Below are 17,163 nucleotides of genomic sequence, written 5' to 3'. Positions count from 1 at the left end.
TTTGAGCACTAACCTCTGAAATAAATCTGATGAGTTACGAAAACGACATCGCAAAAGGATTGGCGAAAGCGTATGAACGCGCTCCGATTGTGGAAGCAGATTGTTTAAGCGATCGTTTTATTGTTTTTTCCGATCAGCATAAAGGCGCACGCGATGGCGCTGATGACTTTCTTCTCTGCGAACAAAATTATAATAGAGCATTAGCCTATTATTTCCAATCCGGTTTTGCTTTGGCCGTGCTTGGCGATGTGGAAGAACTTTGGGAGAACCGTCCAAAAGCTGTGTTGAAATCCTACGAACATTCTCTTCATCTGGAAATGGCCTTTCACCAGGCATCCCGGTATTATCGTTTTTTTGGCAATCACGATATCGACTGGTCGGATCTGAGAAAGATTACGAAATGGCTTTTCCCAATTTTCGGCAACGAAGTGATTGTTTACGAGAGTTTACGATTGAAGTTTAAAAACGGGAGTGATGATATTGGTGAAATTTACCTTGTGCATGGTCATCAAGGCAGTGCGATCGATACGAATCCTGTTTCACGTTTTTTAGTTCGTGTTATCTGGAGAAATCTTCAGCGTATTTTTGGGTGGAAATCGAATACGCCTTCCAACAGCATCGAGTTACGGGGCAAACATAACAAAGCAATGTACGAATGGGCTAATTCTTTGAATAAAAAAATGGCTGTTATTGCAGGACATACTCATCAGCCGATTTTTGCGTCACTGGCGCATACCGAAAAATTAGAGCAGGAATTGCAGGAAGCCAAAAACCGACACGATGAGGCCGCAATCCAGGCGCTGCAAGATCAAATCGATTATCAAAAAACCAAAATTAAACGTCCGTGCTATTTTAATTCAGGATGTTGCTCGTTCAGTGACGGCGATATAACCGGTATCGAAATTGCCGATGGTAAAATCAAGCTTGTTCGTTGGTCTGACGGATGGCCGATACCGTCTATGCCGGGACCTAAGCCTAAAGTCCTGCAGGAAATGGAATTGAAAGAACTGTTTAATAGACTATAGTATGTACTCATAAAGAAGCAACGTTATGAAAATTTTTAAAATCATCGGTATTATTTTAATTGCATTGCTGCTCATTGCTTTAGCTTTTTATTTAACCGGCCATGGGGAGCAATTAGAAAATATCGTTCGAGGGATTGGTACGTTTTTCAAAAATGCCTGGCATTGGCTCGTTGGTTTATTCGGTTTTATTATTGGAATTTTTAAACGAATCGGAGATTTGTTCGGGCCATCGAAAGCAGAAAAAGAGATTCGTGCTGAAAATGAAGCGATTAAAAAAGAATTACAGGTCATTCGCTCGCAGACACGAACGGCGGACGAAGCTTTGACTACAGACAGGACTGAATATGAAACGAAACGTAAAGAATACGAAGCCAAAATTACTGAATCGACCGCCCATGCTCAACGGCTTAAAGATATTATTACCGACATGAAGGCGCAAGGCTCAGAAAAGTATATCAAGAATCTTGATCCTGACGAAAAAGATCAATTTGAAAAAGACATTCATAAAGATGTAGTTGAACTTGGTGTACCGGCGCCGATTGAAAAACAATTTCCAGCCATCATGCTCAAAGAAAAGAGCCGGACATTGACGCTGAAAGATAAGGAAGACAAAGCCAAAGAAATTGGCGTAGAGCTCGCTGCGCTCCGGGCTGTAATTCAAGTGGAATCATCCGGCGGTGGCTTTTTAAATGACGGAAGACCAAAAATTCTTTTTGAAGGCCACATTTTCTGGCGTCAATTAGCCCTTCGTAAAATAGATCCTGCACCGCTGTCGGAGAAATATCCTGATATTATATATCCGAAGTGGGTCAAAACTTTCTACAAAGGCGGAGTCGGAGAGTTTGAACGCCTCGATCGGGCGCGCACGATCAACGATGAAGCGGCTCTGGCATCGGCTTCGTGGGGGGCGTTCCAGATTATGGGCTTCAATTATGCGCCTGCTGGATTTGGATCGGTAAATAAATTTGTCGATGCTCACTACATTTCAGAGAACGATCATCTTACCGCCTTTTGCAATTTGATTAAAAATCAGGGCATACTTCCTTTCTTGATTTCAAAAAATTGGGAGAAATTTGCAGAACGGTATAACGGTTCGGGGCAAATTGCCGTTTATGCCGGGTTGTTGAAAAAGGCGTATGAAGATTTCAGTAAATCGTAATTCACGGAGGTTCAATGAAAATTGGTATTGTAATACTATTGCTGTTTTGGCCGACGAGATCCATTTTAGCTCAGGATCCGTGCGATGACGCGAATACGATCGGGCTTTTACGAACCGGTCGCAGTTATACCGCACGATGCGATAGCTTGTACATTCTGAGCAAACAGAAATATTACTTGCTGCAAGGCGAACTGAAATACTATAAAGACATGGCGGCTCATTATGCCGAACTAACCGGAGAACTCGAACGTGTCACAAATTATATGGATAGTCTTCGGATGGTGCAGGATAAATTTATCGCGCGTCAAGATACTGCGATCGTAAAATACCGTTCGTTGCTTGAACAATCGAATACTCTTGTGGACCGCTCGACGGCCAATACTGACCGGGCGCTGGACGAACTTAAAAAAGCGCGATTGAGAATGTGGATTATGTCCGGGCTGTCTATGATAGCGGGTGGAGTTCTTGGGCTCATTGTCTCAAAATAATATGAGCTTATTTTTAAGCAAGTATGGATGGAGATTTTTAAAAATAAACGTTGTTTCGATAAGGAGATGAGTTATGAAATTTCCGAATATGCAAAAGCGAATTGTCATCGCGATGTGGTCGTTGAATATTTTTTCTCTAGGCACATGCCTGATTTTTATTAATCCTGATTTGCCGGATATCTATATGCGTATCAGCGTCGATCTCATCGTTATGTGGTTTGCCCTGATGTTTTCATACTACATCTGGGCGATTTACTTTTATAATATTAATCTGGGCTATTCGGACGGCGAATGGGAGCGAATGATCGCCGATAAAGAACTGGCGTTGAAGAGAAAAGGTGACGGGCTGGTTGTTACCGACGAAGAAATGTCACTCCCTGAAGATAATCCTTACAAGGACAAAACGTTTGGCCTCCCGGACGGAACCGTTCGCGGCACGATTGCGTTGACCATTTTAGTATTGGGAACGGCGATGCTTCTTCTTCGCTTTAGCGGAGCTCATCCTAATGATGAGGCTACATTTTCGCTCATGGGTGAAGCATTTTTGATGATGGTAGCGTTTTATTTTGGTACGAAAGGATTGGAACTTCTCCGTGCCAAAAAGGAGTAGGAATACATTTTTGAAGATGGTGATTGAATAATAAGGTGAAATTATGACGCGTATTTTATCGATAGACGGCGGCGGAATCCGGGGAATTATTCCCGGACAAATTCTCATTCATTTGGAGAAAATTTTTCAGGATAAATCCGGGAATCCCGATGCACGGATTGCCGATTATTTCGATTTGATTGCCGGAACGAGCACCGGCGGTATTCTCACGTGTTTTTATCTCATTCCCGATCCCGCAAAACCCTCACGACCAAAGTACCGTGCGGATGAAGCGGTTGATATTTATGTTAAGCGCGGTAAAGACATTTTTGAATCGTCTTTCTGGCGCAAGGTCAAAACGTTATGGGGTTTTGTGGATAAGGAATATTCAGTCAAAGGTCTGGAAAAAGCTTTGGCCGATTATTTCGGCGATGTTCAGTTGAAAGATCTGCTCAAGCCATCACTGGTGACCGCGTATGATATTGAAAATCGCAGCGCTGAATTTTTTGCTCAACACGATGCCTATGAACCAAAAAACAATTTTTTAACGAGGCAAGTCGCCCGGGCCACCTCGGCCGCTCCAACTTATTTTGCTCCGGCTCTGGTAACCTCGATGGCCGGAAAAAAAATTCCACTGGTTGATGGTGGTGTATTTGCCAACAATCCCGCATTATGTGCCTATGCCGAAGCAAGAAAATTCAAAGGCAATCCTACAGCCAAAGACATGGTGATCTTGTCCATTGGAACCGGAAAAATCGAGAAGTCTTATAAATATGAAGAAGCACGAAAGTGGGGAAAGGCCGAATGGCTCCAACCTATTCTCGATATTATTATGTCGGCCGGTCCTGAAGTGGCTGATTACCAACTCCGAATGATGTTCGATGCCATTGACTGCTCCAAACAATACCTGCGCATTGAACCAGAACTCGGCGAAGCAAGTCCTCAAATGGATGACGTTTCCGAAAAAAATCTCAAGGCGCTTCAAGTCGCTGGTGATGCGGCTTTTAATAAATATCGGGTGCCAATTGAAGATTTGGCCGATGTTTTGATCAACTCGCAAAGCAAGTAAGCAATCAATATTGCCATCCGAATCGTTATTGGAAAGCGATTGGAAAACAGAAAATGCCTCCAAGTTTTTTCTCAATAATTAAATAGCTATTTTCTTTACCTAGCCTTATATTAATTCCATCCTTTTTTGATTTCACATCTGATTTTCGAAACAGTTTCCTGGTTTTCAATTTTTCCACAAAACGTGAGAGGTTTATGAAAAAGCTTCGTATCGGGATTATTGATCTTGTTACTAAAGGGCCGACGAACACTATGTACGCACGACTGATGCACGCCAATCTTGCCGGCATCATGTCGCAGGCGGTGGCCGTTTGGTGCGAAGAACAAGGCCACACCGTAACGTTTATGTGTTATACCGGGAGAGAAGATTTGATGACAGAAATGCCTGCCGATCTCGATATGGTGTTTATTTGCGCTTTTACACAAGCCGCTCAATTGTCCTATGCGTTGAGTAACATGTTTCGCTCTCGCGGCGCCGTGACGGTGCTGGGCGGTCCTCATGCGCGTTGCTATCCCGAAGATGCAGTGTTACACTTTGATTATGTGTTGGGATTTACCGATAAAAAAATCATTGAAACCGTATTGCAGGAAAATGCGCAACACCGCCCGGTTGGCCGGCAGTTAGCCGCTGCACAACAGCCGACGCATGTTCCCGGAGTCAGGGCACGATGGAAATTCATAGAATCGACATTGGAAAAATCGCCGGTCTTTAAGATCGTCGGCATGCTCGGCAGTCTCGGTTGCCCGTATACGTGTTCATTTTGTATCGATGCGGTCGTGCCTTATCAACCGCTGGATTTCGACGAAATGAAAGGGGACTTGCAATTTTTATTGACCAAATTCAAACGACCGCATGTCGGCTGGCACGATCCCAATTTCGGAATCCGTTTCGATGATTATATGACAATGATCGAAGATGCCGTTCCACCCGACAGCATCGATTTTGTTTCGGAAAGCAGTTTATCACTTCTGTCGGAAGAACATGTCAAACGCATGAAGCGAAACGGTTTCAAAGCCGTCCTTCCAGGGATTGAATCGTGGTATGATCTCGGCAATAAATCGAAAACCGGCAAAAGCCAGGGCATGGAAAAGGTTCGTCGTGTTTCCGATCAGGTGAATATGATTTTGCAGCACATTCCGTATGTGCAGACAAATTTTGTACTCGGGCTCGACTGCGATGAAGGAACGGAACCGTTTGAATTGACGGCTAAATTTCTGGATATGACGCCGGGAGCGTTCCCTGCGTATTCACTGCTGTCGGCCTTCGGTCGGGCGGCAGAGCTTAATCTTGAATATCAAAAAGCCAATCGCGTGCTACCATTTCCTTTTCATTTTTTAAATAATAATCATGCAATGAATGTCCGTCCAAAAGGTTATCAATGGCCGGAATTTTATGATAATTTAATCAAACTCAGTACGCACAGTTTTTCATGGCCTAGGATTTTAGCCAGATTCCAGGCAACCCATGCTGCCATTCCACGGCTATTGAATTTTGTTCGTGCCGTCTCATCAGAAGGTTTCGGCCGCATTCGCTATTATAAAGCCGTGCGACAAAAGCTTGACGAAGATCGGGCGTTGAGAAGTTATTTTGAACAGGAGTCGACGGATCTGCCGGAGTTTTATACACAACGTCTTAAACGTGATCTCGGCCCGCTCTGGTCATGGCTTCCAAATAACGCCATTCATCATGATGCTTATGCCTATTTGAAATCGCAAACTCATTCTGTCGGAATGATTGCAAAGGCGTAATAAAATCATCTTAGTCGAAACGAAATTGGCATCGACATTTTTACCCGTACCGGTTTATCACGCTGCATGGCCGGTGTAAAACGGCATTTCTCTACAACTTCTAATGCTGCTTTGCCAAATCCCACATTACCATCCTCAGACAAGATCAATGCATTTTCAACTTTCCCATCAATTCCTATTACAATACTGACAACGACTTTACCTTCGATTCCTGCTTGTCTCGCTAGGTCAGGATATTTGAGATTTTTTTGAATAAACGCATTATTACCAATTAAATGCGGGGGTTCATCATAAACAATAAATGTTTCAGGCTCTTCGGTCGAATGTTCGATCTCAGAAACAAGTGGAGGCAGGGGAATCGTATTCAATATGACTTCAGTATCGGCGATTTCATCGTCGAGTAGTATTTCATCGGCCACGGCGATGGGCATCGCCGGCCGTTTAGGAGTTGTTGCGCGTTTATCTGATTGAACCGTCACATCTACAAGATTAAAAGGGATGTCCAGATCAATTATTATGGGTTTAGGAATGTGACTAAACGACGTGTTAGTGATGAATAGCGTTACAGCAACCAACGAAGCAAGCAGCGAACACTCGAAAGTTTTTCGATACTGATTTCTAATGACGTTTTCCATAATGAACTCCTAAGGTTTGTTTCTACAATACCGTATTTGGTAGTAAAATATCGTTTTTTCACAAAGATTTTTTCGGACGAATTTTTCCGATGTTTTAAAGTATACGATTGTCACTTTTAGTTTTTTCATCGTATATTTCACTTGGCTTTTAGAAAAAATTTAATATAATTAGGTGATTTTTATATCGTGAGAGAATTGTAAATGCGGAATTTAGCGGTTTTTTTATTTTTATTAGTCTCAGCATGTTCAATTTCAAAGCAAATTAAAGAAGCCAAGGAATTTGCACGCTGTGAGTTTCATATTCGTTCAATTTCGCAAGTGTATCTGGCCGGCGAAAAGATCGATGGTATTAAATCGGTCAACGATTTGGGATTGAAAAAGGCTACGAAGATTTTAACGGTGGCTGCAACCGGCTCACTTCCCCTCACGTTTAATGTGAATGTTGTGAGTCATAATCCGAACGATGTTGAAGCTGGAATCAATAAATTGGAATGGATCATACTGGTTGATCAACAGGAATGGCTCAAAGGCACGCTGGATCGAGCGGTACACATTGCTCCGGACAGTTCGGTTGAATTTCCCGTGTCAGTCAGTGCGGATTTGAAGCAATCAATGCAGGGAAAGAACAAAGAAGCTCTGTTGAACCTTGCCTTTAATCTATCGGGTGAAAATCAGAAGCAATCGAATATCGTTTTAAAAATAAAACCGTCGGTGGAAATTGCCGGCAAGATCATTGAATATCCCGGCTATGTGGATATATCATTCACCGCGGAAAACGGGAAAGTATTTCACAAGAAAAACTAAAGGCTTCGTATTATATGGTTGATATGCAGGAAGAAAAGTTATTAATGACATCTCCGGGTGAACGGTGGAAGGATCCTAAATTTCTGGCCGAATTAATCCTGAGTTTTGTCGCAATGGTAATCAGTTTAAACATATTTTCGCATTTTCTCGATTGGGTGGAATTACGCGGCGGCGCACCGCTCGACGATCCGATCCTGGCTGCGCTGTCTCCGCAGGATGTGACATGGTATACTTTTGTTTTCATTTATGGAGCGATCATCACGGCATTTGTGGCGTGCCTTTTCAGACCGAAACATATGGCCATTGCATTTCAAACATATACGATCATGGTATTTATCCGAATGATCGCGATGTACCTGACGCCATTAGAAGCACCGCGTGCAATTATTATTCTGGCGGATCCGTTCGTTGAATTTTTTGGAACCGGCAAACCGCTCACACGGGATTTATTTTTTTCCGGTCACACGGCAACGATGTTCATTCTTTTTTTAACCGCAGCACAGAAAAAAGTACGTATCGCGCTATTCGTCGGCACTATAGTGGTAGGTTCCCTCGTCATTTTACAACATGTGCATTACAGCATTGATGTTTTTGCTGCGCTATTTTTTTCGTACGGGGCCTATCGCATTGTGATCAATGCGCGAAAATACTTAGCGCCGGAGGATCGGACGAATCACATCTATCGAACCGTCGTTGGGAGCGGACGTAAGGCCGAGAAGGTGAGCCATTAAGTTATAGATATGAATATTGGCAAAGGGTTCGATAGTTTTATTTTTTTCTATTTCCGGACCGTGAGCAATAAAAATTCCCTGCATGGACTGTAATAAATTATCGTAGCCGTGGCTTCCGCCGAAATCCCAATTTGAATTTTCTTTGAACTTCTTTCTCGTTGTAACCGACCAGCCTTCTGCCATTACGCCGAAAACCGGTCCGATGCGCATACTTTTGCTGTAGTGAAATCTTTCAGGCATCGTTGCACGTGTGTAAATCATCATTTTGGGATGTGCATTCAATAATTTCGCGTAAACAACCGAATCAGGTATGGTTTTCCCACGCGCACTGAAAATAGGGGATTCATAAATCACATCCACGGTCTCCATATCAAGATAATCGTCGAGAAAAACCATCCGGTCACGGCTGACAGCGGCCATACCATGATCGGAAACGATAATGATGTGAACTTTATCAAAAAGATTGCGCTGTTTAAGACCAGTGATCAGTCGTCCGGTCATACTGTCGAGATGAGCAATGGCCGGCAGAATAGCCGCCGAATCAGGATTGACCTTATGTCCAATCTCATCTGAGTGACTGAAGTAGAGAGTGATCAACTGAGGACGTTTTTCAACCGGCAAGTCCAGCCATGCCAGTATGTGATCGATACGCGATGAATCCGGTATGCGTCCATCGTACGCTTTTGCATATGTTGGTGCATAACCGTTGATCGTGGCTTCCGATCCCGGCCAAAAGTACGTAGCGGCAATTTTACCCTGTTTCTCTGCAGTAACCCAAATTGGTTCGCCGCCCCACCAGCGGCTTTCTGTGACACGTTCAGGTTTCTTATAGCTAAACGTTTCGTCGAATTCTTTATCGTAAAATGAATTGGAAACGATCCCATGGTTTTCGGCATAAAGGCCTGTGACGATAGTGTAATGATTAGTAAAAGTTTTAGTCGGAAATGATGGAATTAAACCTTTCGCGCGAACTCCGGTTTGAATGAGTTCGTGTAAGTTCGGAGTCGAAGTACGTTCCGGGTAATCCCAGCGAAATCCGTCGAAGGAGATTAAAATTACGGTCGGTTTGAAGCTGTTTTCTTGTGAAAAAGCCTGACCAAATAAAAAACAAATTAATACCAATATTCGGAGCATGGTAGTACCTCTATTTTGGAATAGGGAGCACAACTTAACACTCTATCATAAAATATTCAAGTTAAGAGTTTCCCTTGACTTTATTTATGTATATAGGTATCATGGTACGTAGATAATTAATTGGAGGATTAGTTTATGAGTGATGAACCCAGATTTACAGTTATTGATAAATCATCTGAAATCGAACGAGTGCAAACCGGCGTACGAATTGAAAAAAATATGTTGAAAGTTCTGAAAGCTCTTGCTGAATATCATGATATGACTTTAGGTGATTTGCTAGAAGGGATCGTATTGCATGTTTTTGAGGGCAAATTACCCTTCGGGAAAGATACGATGGCTAAAATCAATGAACTTAAAAAAATTTATCAGATGGAATATGGCGCAGAAATGAGCCATAAACTGCATGAAAAACCTAATTTTTAGACTACTATTAATTGCTCTGACATTTTCTTGCACCAACAAGGATTTTATGAATTCGTTTAATGCTTTGCATGTTTCCCGGACCCATTCAATTGTTTTGAATGCGCCTGTGGATAAAGTTTTTCCATTATTCGATCCGGTCAATGAAAAAAAATGGTCACACGGCTGGGATTTTGACCCGGTTTTTCCTGCAGACGGTTCGGCACAACCTGGCATGGTTTTTACGACCCATCATCACGGTGAATCGGAAACGATCTGGAGGCTGAATAGGATCGATACGGTAAATCACGGAGTAGAATATTTTCGGCTCACAGTCGGTTCGCGTCTTGGGATAATTTCAATTAATTGTAGTACTATGGATTCACATTCGACCAAAGCGACGGTTACTTACGAATTTACCGCGCTGAGTGAAAAAGGCAATGAGTTCATTCTCTCTTTCAGCGAAAGCCATTACCTGGAATGGATGAAAGAATGGGAGGACGCCATTAATCATTATCTTGCCACTGGTCAGATCCTGGTCAATAATGCCAATTAAAATTTTCTGCTTTATTATGTAACATTTTTCCTCTATCTTCGTTCAAGCCGCCAGTTCTTGACCAGTCTTTATATCCAATCTATTTTAATTCTATTTTTTTCAAAATCCTGAGGAGGAGTATCAGATGCGAAAAAGTTTATGGATGTTAATGGGTGTTTTTTTGATGGTCAGCGGTTTTGCTGCGGCTCAAGTAAAAAAAGACACCACCGATTATCTCAATTCTAAAACATTTTCCGGGCTCAAATTACGATTGATCGGGCCGGGGCTTACGTCCGGTCGAATTATTGATCTGGCGGTTCATCCGGAAAATTCAGCTACATATTACGTAGCCGTGGCCTGCGGCGGAGTATGGAAAACCGTGAACGCAGGAATTTCCTTTACTTCTGTTTTTGACAAAGAAGCGTCATTTTCGATCGGCTGCGTGACGATTGATCCGAATAATCCGCATACCGTTTGGGTTGGCAGCGGCGAAAACAACAGTCAACGTAGCGTGTCGTACGGCGACGGCGTTTACAAATCCATAGATGACGGCAAATCGTGGAAAAATGTCGGCCTCAAAAAATCCGAACATATCGGAAAAATTCTCATCGACCCGCGTAATTCGAATACCGTTTATGTTGCTGCGCAAGGTCCGCTGTGGGGATCGGGAGGCGATCGCGGTTTATATAAAACGACCAACGGCGGCGAGTCGTGGGAACAAGTCTTGAAAATCGGCGAAAATACAGGCGTAAGCGACATGGCATTTGATCCGCGTAATCCGGATGTGATTTACGCGACCGCTTACCAGCGCCGCCGTCATGTGTGGACATTGATCAATGGTGGTCCTGAAGGCGCCATCTACAAATCGGTCGATGCCGGTAAAACGTGGACAAAACTCACCGAAGGTTTGCCCTCAGGCGACATTGGACGTATTGGTATTGCTGTGTCGCCGGCAAAACCCGATGTGGTGTATGCCATAATCGAAGCCGCCGAAGGCGGAGGATTTTACCGATCGATGGATCGCGGTGCGACGTGGGAAAAGCGTTTTGATTATAAATCCACCAGCGCTCAATACTATCAGGAGATTTTCTGCGATCCGAAAGATGTGGATCTTATTTACAGCGTCGATACATATCTCAAATATTCCGAAGACGGGGGTAAAACGTGGACCAATCTCGGCAATCAATACCGTCATGTGGACGATCATGCCGTTTGGATCGATCCCAATAACACCGATCATTTATTGATCGGCGGCGACGGCGGTTTATACGAAACGTACGATCGCGGCAAAACGTTCCGCCATTTTTCCAATTTGCCTGTGACGCAGTTTTATCGCGTCACTGCGGATAATTCAGAGCCGTTTTACTACGTCTACGGCGGGACACAGGATAATAATTCATGGGGCGGCCCGTCCCGCACGACAAATACCGGCGGCATCACCAATGATGATTGGTTTTTAATTGTCGGTGGCGACGGATATCAGGCGCAGGTTGATCCGAAAGATCCGAATATTGTATATGGTGAATCTCAATATGGCGGATTATACCGTTTTGACCGCAAAAGCGGTGAAGCGCTTTTTATACAACCTCAGCCGGAAAAAGGCGAAGCTCACCGATGGAACTGGGACACGCCGTTGCTTCTCAGCCCTCATTCGAATACACGGCTTTATTTTGCAGCGAATAAACTTTTCAGAAGCGATAATCGCGGGGATACGTGGAAAGCTGTCAGTCCTGATCTGACGCGACAGATCGATCGCAATCAATTACCGGTCATGGGCAAAGTCTGGAGCGTCGATGCCGTCGCAAAAAATTCGTCAACTTCACTCTATGGCAATATCGTTTCGCTCACAGAGTCACCGAAAAAAGAAAATCTGATTTATGTCGGTACCGACGACGGCTTGATTCAGGTAACGGACGATGCGCAAAATTGGCGTAAGATCGACAAATTTACCGGCGTTCCTGACATGACCTACGTCAGCGATATTTGTGCGTCGCAGCATAATGAAAATGTCGTTTATGCTTCATTTGACAATCATAAAAACGCCGATTTCAAACCGTATCTGCTTAAGAGCGTCGACAAAGGAAAAACGTGGACATCCATCCGAGGTAATTTGCCGGACAATGGAGCCGTTTACACGATTGCGGAAGATTTTGTTAATCCCGATCTGCTCTTCTGCGGAACGGAGTTTGGCGTTTACTTCTCCGTCGATGGCGGGAAAAAATGGGCGCAATTAAAAGGCGACATGCCGACCATCGCCGTGCGCGACTTGCAAATTCAGCAGCGTGAAACCGATCTTGTTGTTGGAACGTTTGGCCGCGGCATTTATATTTTGGATAACTATGCGCCGTTGCGGGAAATAAATGCGGATAAACTTCAAAAAGATGCGGCGCTTTTCAGCATCAAAGACGCTTTGATGTTTATGCCGGATTATTCAAGTGAAAAATCGGATCTGGGTGAATCGTTTTACCGCGCCAAAAATCCGGATTTCGGCGCTACCTTTACTTATTATCTGAAAGAAGATATCAAAACGAAAAAAGATCAACGCAAAGAATCTGAAAAAGAAGCGGAGAAAAATAAAAAATCAGTAGCCTATCCATCGATGGATCAATTGCGCGCTGAAGATGAAGAACAAGCGCCGTACCTGATATTCACCGTTACCGACGAAACCGGCAACGTTATTCGCCGTCTGACGGCTCCGGCCAAAACGGGAGTCAATCGCATTACATGGGATTTACGTTATCCCAATGTCGCACCGGTCAGTGATAAGACGGACGTGAATAAACAATCGGGAACGCCGGTATTCCCGGGCACTTACAAAGTCTCGATGTCGAAAAACGTCGACGGCGTCATTACGGAATTAGCCGGTCCGGTTAGTTTCATTTGTAAGCCGCTGAACAACACGACGCTACCGGCCAAAGACCAGAAAGGTTTATTGGAATTCCAACGTAAAGTCGTGCGTATGCAACAAGCGATTTTTGCGGCGACGGAAGTGGTCAATGATGCCGACCAACGCGTTGGCGCGCTTGAAAAGGCGGCGTTGACATCGGTCGGAATCGATAAATCGATATTGGAAAAGATCCGTAAAATGAAAGCTGGAATTGCTGACATCAAAGTTATTCTTGTGGGTAACAAGACTATTAAAAATAAAAATGAAAATCAGCCGCCTTCCGTTACGGATCGGCTCACGTACATTATTGACGGTTCGTGGATTACGACGTCGGATGTGACTCAGACTCAAAAAGACGCCTATAAAATTGCCGCGGAAGAATTTGCTCCGGCATTGGAGAAATTAAAAGCCATTGTGACCACGGATATTAAAGCCGTTGAAAACGAATTGGAGAAATTCGACGCGCCGTACACACCCGGGCGATTGCCGGACTGGAAAGCAGAATAGGATTTTATTCGAATTAAAATTAAAAACCTCGCTGGAATTGTTCAGCGAGGTTTTTTTTATCGTGATTTTCAAGCATCTGCTATCGTTCGAAGCCTCGAATTATTGAAATGGAGAGAAGAGCTCCCTCTAAATTAGTTCCGCCATGGTTATTGAGTTTTGTAAAATATTTTGAAAACCTAATTCCCCAAAACGATTCTTTAATGATTTTTGTGTAATATCGATATTCAAAACCAATTTGTGGAGCAAAAGCGTTAATCGTAATTGAGTCTGGATCAGTTTCATCATCATCGTCATCGCCGCCTGTAATGATCGAAGTGAATAATCCTCCCCAATCATTTGAAAATTGGTACCATGAGATCCCGCCTACAACTCTTAATTCATGATAGGGACGTCTTATGAGAGATACACTGCCGTCAAGAAAAAATGAGTCGCCAAAAAATTTACGTGCGTATGACTGAGAACCAGAATAATTTTTTGCCAGAATACTGTGTTGCGATCGAGAAATGAAAAATGACATGCCAAGCATTGCTTCCAATTCCTGCATTTTAGTGCCGAAAGCAAACCCCAAAAAAGGGTGCGGGTTGAGTACTGAAGCATGGCCTGTAGGGATGCTTGAACCAAATCGAATTTCTCCACCGAAACGGAAACTACTTTTTAAGTTTTGGTACTGGCCTGTCAGAGGAGAGATAGGCAAACGACCATCATACAATGGAAGAAGAAGGGTATCAAAGTCGCCTGCATAAAAGCGACAGATTCGATAACTAATAGAATCTGGGGAGAGGCGCTTCGAAATAACAGAAGCTTCGCTCTTAGTGCGATCATTGAAGGATGATTCAACGTATCGCCACGGATTCTTATAGATTAACCGGTTTGGCTTTGATTCAGAAGGTTGATGTCTATATTCTGAAAACTTGTGATCCCGGTATTCTAATAAAGTTGCTAAAAATGTACTGTTAATAGAGTCTGATGAGAACGTACCGTCCCTTAAATTCCATAAATTTCTGATTCTTTGCGCTGGTTCGATTGAACCGTAAACGCTTTGCCATTGTTCTAAGTAAAATCCCAAGGAGTCCTGATTGTGCAATAAATACCAGTGGAGCGCATCTCTGGAATATTCAATCAGTTCCTGTACAGATTTATGATAAAGTTGTTTACTTAGTGCTGATGAATCGTCAGCAACATCAACTGATTGAGCAAAAGAGCATCGTATAAGTAAAAAATTTAAGAAGAAAAAAAATTTAATTTGCCGGCGAGTTATTGAAAGCATGCGTTCGTAAAGGTACGGGTAATTATATATTGTTAAGTTGAATATGTTTTAATTGGCTACGACCTTGAATGAGGAAATCGCATAATTCATTTAGAATATCTTACCAACGTTTCCAGCAAGTGCCCAAGCATCGCTTTGGGGTCCGTACACAAACCCGTGTGCGTCGGCGATAGTTGCACAATTGTACTTCGCGGAGCGGTCAGCCAGCGGAAACGTTCGCCGATTGATAGCTGGCCTATCGGTCCGGCATCTTTTCCGCCTGCGCAAATTTGTTCAAATGCGGAAAGATGCACCTGCAGATCGGCCATTGTGAAATCGCCGCAAAACGTCGTGAGCCTTGGTTCATTGATTTCGAAAGCGACTTGAAGAAATTTCTGAGTCGGGCAGTAGAGGATAATACCGATATTCATAAACTCTTCACGATCGACGCGCGGAAGATACCGGATCACGGCATATTCAAACAAGTCTTTGCCGGGCATTGAGCGCCTCCTTAACAAAAATTTCCGATGCAGCGACACGGCTTGTCAGGAATTCTGCGTAAGCCTGCCGCTTTACAGCCGTAGAATCTGAGGAATTTTCCGAAAGCCATTCGTCCGGGATTAAAGCTGTGATGTCTTTGATTTTTTCCGCAGTCAGAAGTTTAACCAATTCTTTATCGACGCTTTCCAACTGCGACGCTTTTGACAATAACACATGATCGCCGACTTTCGGCAGCGGTTTACGAACGTGTTCCGACCAGTCCGCCGCATTGTGATGGAAATAAAGTGAAGCGCCATGATCGATCAACCATAGTTTCTTATGCCACATGAGGAGATTCGGATTACGCGGTGTGCGGTCGATATTCATCACGAAACAATCGAACCAGACAATTTGCGATGCCAGTTTCGGATCGATCACGTCGACCAACGGATCGAACGTAATGGAGCCGGGGAGATAATCGAGCGCGAGATTGAGTCCGGCGCTGTTACGGAGTAAATCCTGAATTTCCGGATCGGGCTCCGTGCGGCTCAAAACGGCATCGAGATCGGCCGTGACGATCTCCGGAACGGGCAATCCCAGAGTCCGCGCGATTTCACCGGCCACCAATTCGGCGATGAGCGCTTTGGCGCCCTGGCCTGCGCCGCGAAACTTTAAAACGTACAAACCGTCGTCATCTGCTTCGACAATCGCCGGCAGCGATCCGCCTTCGCGCAGCGGTGTCGCGTATCGTGTTACATGAATCGTTCGCATGGAGAGGAATTTGTCGCTTATTAGGATTAATTCAAAATGTTTTTTTGAGTGAGGCGGGCGTGTGATCGTTCATCACTTTTCTTGAGCCAGTTTATGGATATCGCGGTTTTCTAAAATCCGTTGAGAGTAACCGGTCGTCGCCGAGCGAACCATTGCCAGCCCTAATTCTTCCAGTGTGCAGACATACTTGGAAAAAAAGAATTTCACGACCGGATAAAATAATCCGATAAACTTCGAAGCGGCGAATGCGTTCCGCAAACCTTTGATGGGCTTGATGTAACCCGGGCGAAAGGCGTAAGCCGCTTTGAAAGGCAATTTCGTGAGATCGTTTTCCGTTTTGCCCTTTACGCGCGCCCACATCGTGCGGCCTTTTTCCGAGCTGTCGGTGCCCGTGCCTGAGACGTAACAAAACGTTATAGTCTTATTCAACCGCGACAATGTCGTCGCCGCGGCCATCGTGAGATCGTAGGTAATGCGCCGGTATTCCCCTTCGCTTTTGCCGATCGACGTCACGCCGAGGCAGAAAAAACAGGCATCATAGCCGCTCAGCTTATCTTCAATCGCCGAATAATCGTAGAAATCGGCGTGGATCAATTCCTGCAATTTCGGATGCGATACGCCGCACGGTTTCCGCCCGATCACGAGAACCGATTCTACGGAAGTATGATTCAATGCGACGTGTAAAACGCCTTCGCCGACCATGCCGGTCGCGCCGAAGAGTATAGCTTTAATGGGCATAGTTATGATGTGATAGAGTTGTGCAAAAGGTTTTCATACGGTCACAAAACTTACGTGTGTATTCGTTCGTGAATTTCATTTTCTGAAGAGTCTTCAAAAAACAGTTCCAGAGCTTCCTGAAGATTGGTACGCGCGCTTTCGACCGAATCGCCTTGACTGGCTATATCAAGTTCAGGACACAATGCAACATACATATCGCCTTCTTTTTCAATGATGGC

The 17,163-nt window shown here is 44.1% G+C and carries 17 protein-coding genes; 11 read left to right on the top strand and 6 right to left on the bottom strand.

The window, feature by feature from the left end; genetic code table 11:
• The first annotated feature begins 29 nt into the window (after nucleotides 1-29).
• The 6 genes from K1X84_09360 (at nucleotide 30) to K1X84_09335 (ending at nucleotide 6,078) form a co-directional block, all read left to right on the top strand.
• Nucleotides 30-1,025: a metallophosphoesterase gene (locus K1X84_09360; GenBank protein MBX7151833.1), complete on the top strand. Its 996-nt coding sequence runs from the start codon at nucleotides 30-32 to the stop codon at nucleotides 1,023-1,025.
• Between the two features lie 562 nt (nucleotides 1,026-1,587).
• Nucleotides 1,588-2,184 (top strand): N-acetylmuramidase family protein, encoded by a 597-nt coding sequence (locus K1X84_09355; protein MBX7151832.1) that lies wholly within the window; start codon nucleotides 1,588-1,590, stop codon nucleotides 2,182-2,184.
• A 14-nt stretch (nucleotides 2,185-2,198) separates the two neighbouring features.
• Nucleotides 2,199-2,672, top strand: a complete 474-nt coding sequence (locus K1X84_09350; protein ID MBX7151831.1) for a hypothetical protein — start codon at nucleotides 2,199-2,201, stop codon at nucleotides 2,670-2,672.
• Nucleotides 2,673-2,745: 73 nt separating this feature from the next.
• Complete coding sequence (locus tag K1X84_09345) at nucleotides 2,746-3,282, top strand: hypothetical protein (protein MBX7151830.1); 537 nt, start codon at nucleotides 2,746-2,748, stop codon at nucleotides 3,280-3,282.
• Nucleotides 3,283-3,325: 43 nt separating this feature from the next.
• A complete protein-coding gene (locus K1X84_09340; GenBank protein ID MBX7151829.1) occupies nucleotides 3,326-4,330 on the top strand; it encodes a patatin-like phospholipase family protein in 1,005 nt (334 codons plus the stop codon).
• A gap of 194 nt (nucleotides 4,331-4,524) precedes the next feature.
• The gene (locus K1X84_09335) at nucleotides 4,525-6,078 is read left to right on the top strand and encodes a radical SAM protein (protein MBX7151828.1); all 1,554 of its coding nucleotides are present in this window, start codon (nucleotides 4,525-4,527) and stop codon (nucleotides 6,076-6,078) included.
• A gap of 5 nt (nucleotides 6,079-6,083) precedes the next feature.
• On the opposite strand, the gene K1X84_09330 is transcribed toward K1X84_09335, so the two are convergent.
• Entirely contained in the window at nucleotides 6,084-6,713 is a 630-nt protein-coding gene (locus tag K1X84_09330) for an energy transducer TonB (GenBank protein ID MBX7151827.1), read from the bottom strand.
• A 201-nt stretch (nucleotides 6,714-6,914) separates the two neighbouring features.
• Between K1X84_09330 and K1X84_09325 the strand changes: the two genes are divergently transcribed.
• Both K1X84_09325 and K1X84_09320 read left to right on the top strand, forming a co-directional pair.
• Nucleotides 6,915-7,517, top strand: coding sequence for an LEA type 2 family protein (locus K1X84_09325; protein ID MBX7151826.1), 603 nt, complete (start codon nucleotides 6,915-6,917; stop codon nucleotides 7,515-7,517).
• A 44-nt stretch (nucleotides 7,518-7,561) separates the two neighbouring features.
• Nucleotides 7,562-8,248 carry a sphingomyelin synthase family protein gene (locus K1X84_09320; protein MBX7151825.1) on the top strand — a complete coding sequence of 229 codons (687 nt, stop codon included), beginning with the start codon at nucleotides 7,562-7,564 and terminating at the stop codon, nucleotides 8,246-8,248.
• On the opposite strand, the gene K1X84_09315 is transcribed toward K1X84_09320, so the two are convergent.
• Nucleotides 8,168-9,382 (bottom strand): ectonucleotide pyrophosphatase/phosphodiesterase, encoded by a 1,215-nt coding sequence (locus K1X84_09315; GenBank protein ID MBX7151824.1) that lies wholly within the window; start codon nucleotides 9,380-9,382, stop codon nucleotides 8,168-8,170. The two genes, K1X84_09320 and K1X84_09315, sit on opposite strands and share 81 nt — an antisense overlap.
• A 135-nt stretch (nucleotides 9,383-9,517) precedes the next feature.
• Here K1X84_09315 and K1X84_09310 point away from each other — a divergent pair, with 135 nt between their 5' ends.
• The 3 genes from K1X84_09310 to K1X84_09300 all read left to right on the top strand — a co-directional run bounded on the left by K1X84_09310 (nucleotide 9,518) and on the right by K1X84_09300 (nucleotide 13,710).
• A complete protein-coding gene (locus K1X84_09310; GenBank protein ID MBX7151823.1) occupies nucleotides 9,518-9,805 on the top strand; it encodes a hypothetical protein in 288 nt (95 codons plus the stop codon).
• Between the two features lie 46 nt (nucleotides 9,806-9,851).
• A complete protein-coding gene (locus K1X84_09305) occupies nucleotides 9,852-10,337 on the top strand; it encodes an SRPBCC family protein (GenBank protein ID MBX7151822.1) in 486 nt (161 codons plus the stop codon).
• Nucleotides 10,338-10,461: 124 nt separating this feature from the next.
• Nucleotides 10,462-13,710: a glycosyl hydrolase gene (locus K1X84_09300; protein ID MBX7151821.1), complete on the top strand. Its 3,249-nt coding sequence runs from the start codon at nucleotides 10,462-10,464 to the stop codon at nucleotides 13,708-13,710.
• 79 nt (nucleotides 13,711-13,789) lie between these two features.
• On the opposite strand, the gene K1X84_09295 is transcribed toward K1X84_09300, so the two are convergent.
• From K1X84_09295 to K1X84_09280, 4 genes are all read right to left on the bottom strand, one after another.
• Complete coding sequence (locus tag K1X84_09295) at nucleotides 13,790-14,977, bottom strand: hypothetical protein (GenBank protein MBX7151820.1); 1,188 nt, start codon at nucleotides 14,975-14,977, stop codon at nucleotides 13,790-13,792.
• A gap of 86 nt (nucleotides 14,978-15,063) precedes the next feature.
• Nucleotides 15,064-15,456 carry a DUF3037 domain-containing protein gene (locus tag K1X84_09290; GenBank protein ID MBX7151819.1) on the bottom strand — a complete coding sequence of 131 codons (393 nt, stop codon included), beginning with the start codon at nucleotides 15,454-15,456 and terminating at the stop codon, nucleotides 15,064-15,066.
• Nucleotides 15,434-16,207 carry an aminotransferase class I and II gene (locus K1X84_09285; GenBank protein ID MBX7151818.1) on the bottom strand — a complete coding sequence of 258 codons (774 nt, stop codon included), beginning with the start codon at nucleotides 16,205-16,207 and terminating at the stop codon, nucleotides 15,434-15,436. Before K1X84_09285 ends, K1X84_09290 begins: the two co-directional genes overlap by 23 nt.
• 72 nt (nucleotides 16,208-16,279) lie before the next feature.
• Nucleotides 16,280-16,945: an NAD(P)H-binding protein gene (locus K1X84_09280; GenBank protein ID MBX7151817.1), complete on the bottom strand. Its 666-nt coding sequence runs from the start codon at nucleotides 16,943-16,945 to the stop codon at nucleotides 16,280-16,282.
• Nucleotides 16,946-17,163 lie beyond the last annotated feature (218 nt).

It is taken from the genome of bacterium (genome assembly GCA_019695335.1).
Lineage (GTDB): Bacteria > CLD3 > CLD3 > SB21 > SB21 > JABWBZ01.
This window is presented reverse-complemented; position numbering and strand designations above follow the sequence as displayed.

Coding starts and splice junctions, on each gene's coding strand:
- K1X84_09285 (MBX7151818.1), bottom strand. CDS start 16,207: ATGCGAACGATTCATGTAACACGATACGCGACACCGCTGCGCGAAGGC.
- K1X84_09315 (MBX7151824.1), bottom strand. CDS start 9,382: ATGCTCCGAATATTGGTATTAATTTGTTTTTTATTTGGTCAGGCTTTT.
- K1X84_09320 (MBX7151825.1), top strand. CDS start 7,562: ATGACATCTCCGGGTGAACGGTGGAAGGATCCTAAATTTCTGGCCGAA.
- K1X84_09355 (MBX7151832.1), top strand. CDS start 1,588: ATGCTCAAAGAAAAGAGCCGGACATTGACGCTGAAAGATAAGGAAGAC.
- K1X84_09350 (MBX7151831.1), top strand. CDS start 2,199: ATGAAAATTGGTATTGTAATACTATTGCTGTTTTGGCCGACGAGATCC.
- K1X84_09335 (MBX7151828.1), top strand. CDS start 4,525: ATGAAAAAGCTTCGTATCGGGATTATTGATCTTGTTACTAAAGGGCCG.
- K1X84_09360 (MBX7151833.1), top strand. CDS start 30: ATGAGTTACGAAAACGACATCGCAAAAGGATTGGCGAAAGCGTATGAA.
- K1X84_09280 (MBX7151817.1), bottom strand. CDS start 16,945: ATGCCCATTAAAGCTATACTCTTCGGCGCGACCGGCATGGTCGGCGAA.
- K1X84_09295 (MBX7151820.1), bottom strand. CDS start 14,977: ATGCTTTCAATAACTCGCCGGCAAATTAAATTTTTTTTCTTCTTAAAT.
- K1X84_09305 (MBX7151822.1), top strand. CDS start 9,852: ATGAATTCGTTTAATGCTTTGCATGTTTCCCGGACCCATTCAATTGTT.
- K1X84_09300 (MBX7151821.1), top strand. CDS start 10,462: ATGCGAAAAAGTTTATGGATGTTAATGGGTGTTTTTTTGATGGTCAGC.
- K1X84_09310 (MBX7151823.1), top strand. CDS start 9,518: ATGAGTGATGAACCCAGATTTACAGTTATTGATAAATCATCTGAAATC.
- K1X84_09345 (MBX7151830.1), top strand. CDS start 2,746: ATGAAATTTCCGAATATGCAAAAGCGAATTGTCATCGCGATGTGGTCG.
- K1X84_09325 (MBX7151826.1), top strand. CDS start 6,915: ATGCGGAATTTAGCGGTTTTTTTATTTTTATTAGTCTCAGCATGTTCA.
- K1X84_09290 (MBX7151819.1), bottom strand. CDS start 15,456: ATGCCCGGCAAAGACTTGTTTGAATATGCCGTGATCCGGTATCTTCCG.
- K1X84_09330 (MBX7151827.1), bottom strand. CDS start 6,713: ATGGAAAACGTCATTAGAAATCAGTATCGAAAAACTTTCGAGTGTTCG.
- K1X84_09340 (MBX7151829.1), top strand. CDS start 3,326: ATGACGCGTATTTTATCGATAGACGGCGGCGGAATCCGGGGAATTATT.